At 65.8% G+C, this 2,266-nt stretch carries 2 protein-coding genes; one reads left to right on the forward strand and one right to left on the reverse strand.

Going from position 1 to position 2,266, the window contains the following annotated elements; genetic code table 11:
- Positions 1–145: 145 nt before the first annotated feature.
- Positions 146–328, reverse strand: a complete 183-nt coding sequence (locus RI841_RS13670; protein ID WP_310706183.1) for a hypothetical protein — start codon at positions 326–328, stop codon at positions 146–148.
- Between the two features lie 178 nt (positions 329–506).
- Between RI841_RS13670 and glpK the strand changes: the two genes are divergently transcribed.
- Positions 507–1,991 carry a glycerol kinase GlpK gene (gene glpK / locus RI841_RS13675; RefSeq protein WP_310706184.1) on the forward strand — a complete coding sequence of 495 codons (1,485 nt, stop codon included), beginning with the start codon at positions 507–509 and terminating at the stop codon, positions 1,989–1,991.
- Positions 1,992–2,266: the final 275 nt, after the last annotated feature.

Below are 2,266 nucleotides of genomic sequence, written 5' to 3' on the forward strand. Positions count from 1 at the left end.
GTGAGTCGAAGGGCCAGCTTGGTTCGCCGCCACAGGATGTCATCGAGGGAGTGCGCCCACTCCTGATCGACGAGGTTATCCGCCTCGGCGGCCGTGAGCCCGGCGCCGAACGCCTGGCCCAGCGCCGCCTGGGAGTCCCGGCCGTCTAGGAATGCTCGGCACAGGGTGCCGTAGGCGCGGCATAGCGTCGGGCCTGGACGGCATCCAGGAAGGGATAGGTCTCGAGCAGTTGTTCTTCGAAGGAGGCTTGATCGCCAATGTTGCCGTCCGGTAGCACTGTCTCGGCCGTCCAGGTATTGGCCATCGTCGGCAGATGGGGCTCGAGCATTGCCAGGGCGGCTTCGGCGAGCTTGCGATAGGAGTGATCTTGCCACCGAAGACCGACAGCAGGGGCGCGCGGTGGGTATCCAGGTCAAGGGTATCGTCACGCGTCATGGCCGAGGGGACGGCCGATTCGTCGTCGCACAGCGGACGCACGCCAGTACAACCACAACAGGATGATTGCCATGGCTTCATATCTCCTGGCCATCGACCAGGGCACCACCAGCTCCCGCGCCATCCTCTTCGATCGCCAGGGGAGCAGCGTTGCGACGGCGCAGCGCGAGTTCCCACAGCACTTTCCCCATGATGGCTGGATCGAGCATGACCCGGAGGATATCTGGGAGACCGTGCTCACCACCTGCCGTGCGGTGCTCGAGGAGACGGGCGTGCCGCCCGAGGAGATCGCCGGAGTCGGCATCACCAACCAGCGCGAGACCACCCTGCTGTGGGATCGGGCCACCGGCAAACCCTTGCACAACGCCATCGTCTGGCAGGATCGCCGCACCGACGAGGCCTGCCGGCAGCTGCGCGAAGCGGGCCACATGGAGGATGTCCAGGCACGCACGGGGCTATTGATCGACCCCTATTTTTCTGCCACCAAGCTTGGCTGGCTGCTCGATGAGGTGCCCGGCGCCCGGAAGCGGGCCGAGCGGGGAGAGCTGGCCTTCGGCACCGTGGACACCTTCCTGATCTGGCGGCTCACCGGTAGCCGGGTACACGCCACCGATGCCACCAACGCCTCGCGCACCGCACTGTTCAATATTCATGAACAGCGCTGGGACGAGGCGTTGCTGGACCTGTTCGACATCCCGGCGAGCCTGCTGCCGGAGGTCAAGGATTCCAGCGACGACTTCGGCCGCGTCGATGCGCGCTGGCTGGGCGGCGAGTTGCCCATCGCCGGGGTCGCCGGTGACCAGCAGGCCGCGCTGGTCGGCCAGGCCTGCTTTTCCCCCGGCATGGGCAAGAGCACCTATGGCACCGGCTGCTTCATGATCGTCAACACCGGAGGGACCGCCGAGACCTCCCGTAACCGTTTGCTGACCACGGTGGCCTATCGGCTCAACGGCAAGCCGACCTACGCCATGGAGGGCAGCATCTTCGTGGCCGGGGCCACGGTGCAGTGGTTGCGCGACGGCCTTGAGCTGTTTGCCGATGCCGCCGAGACCGAAGCCCTGGCGTGCCAGACGCGCAGCGGCCACAGCGTCTATCTGGTGCCGGCCTTTACCGGCCTCGGGGCGCCGCACTGGGATCCGAAGGCGCGCGGGGCCATCTTCGGCCTGACTCGCGATACGGGTATCGCCGAGATCGTCGCCGCCGGCCTCCAGGCGGTCTGTTACCAGACGCGCGACCTGCAGGTCTGCATGGATGATGACATGTGGGCATCACCGGGCAACCTGAGGGTCGACGGTGGCATGGTGGCCAACAACTGGGTGATGCAGTTCCTCGCCGACATGCTCGGCGTGGAGGTGGATCGCCCCACGGTAATGGAGACGACGGCCCTGGGGGCCGCCTACCTGGCCGGTCTCCGGCTCGGCTGGTATCGCGACCTTGACGAGATCGCCGAACTGTGGCGCTGTGAGCAGCGCTTCACGCCGAAGATGGACGAGGCGGAGCGCGAGCGTCTCTATTCCGGCTGGAAGGAAGCCGTCGATCGGGTCCGTACCGAGTAGCCCTTGGAAGGCTTCGGGCACGGTGCCGCGCCCTTGGGGTCTGACCCCGCTGCCGAGCGTGTTGCGCCAACCCTCTGATATTACTGAGCAGTAAACGACCTGGGGGTCAGACCCCAAGGGTTATGTCGAGCTCTCGGAGTGGCCATCAGAGCTTGCATTTCCGGGCCGGATGGGTAGAATACGCATCCGTTGCCACGGCGAAGTCATGCCGTAGCGGTGATGCAGGACCATAGCTCAGTTGGTTAGAGCGCCACGTTGACATCGTGGAGGTCGGC

The organism is Halomonas sp. (assembly GCF_031581305.1).
Taxonomy (GTDB): Bacteria; Pseudomonadota; Gammaproteobacteria; order Pseudomonadales; family Halomonadaceae; genus Halomonas.

Excerpts from the sequence above, each read along its gene's own strand:
- RI841_RS13670 (WP_310706183.1), bottom strand. The coding sequence starts at position 328 with ATGCTCGAGCCCCATCTGCCGACGATGGCCAATACCTGGACGGCCGAG.
- glpK (WP_310706184.1), top strand. The coding sequence starts at position 507 with ATGGCTTCATATCTCCTGGCCATCGACCAGGGCACCACCAGCTCCCGC.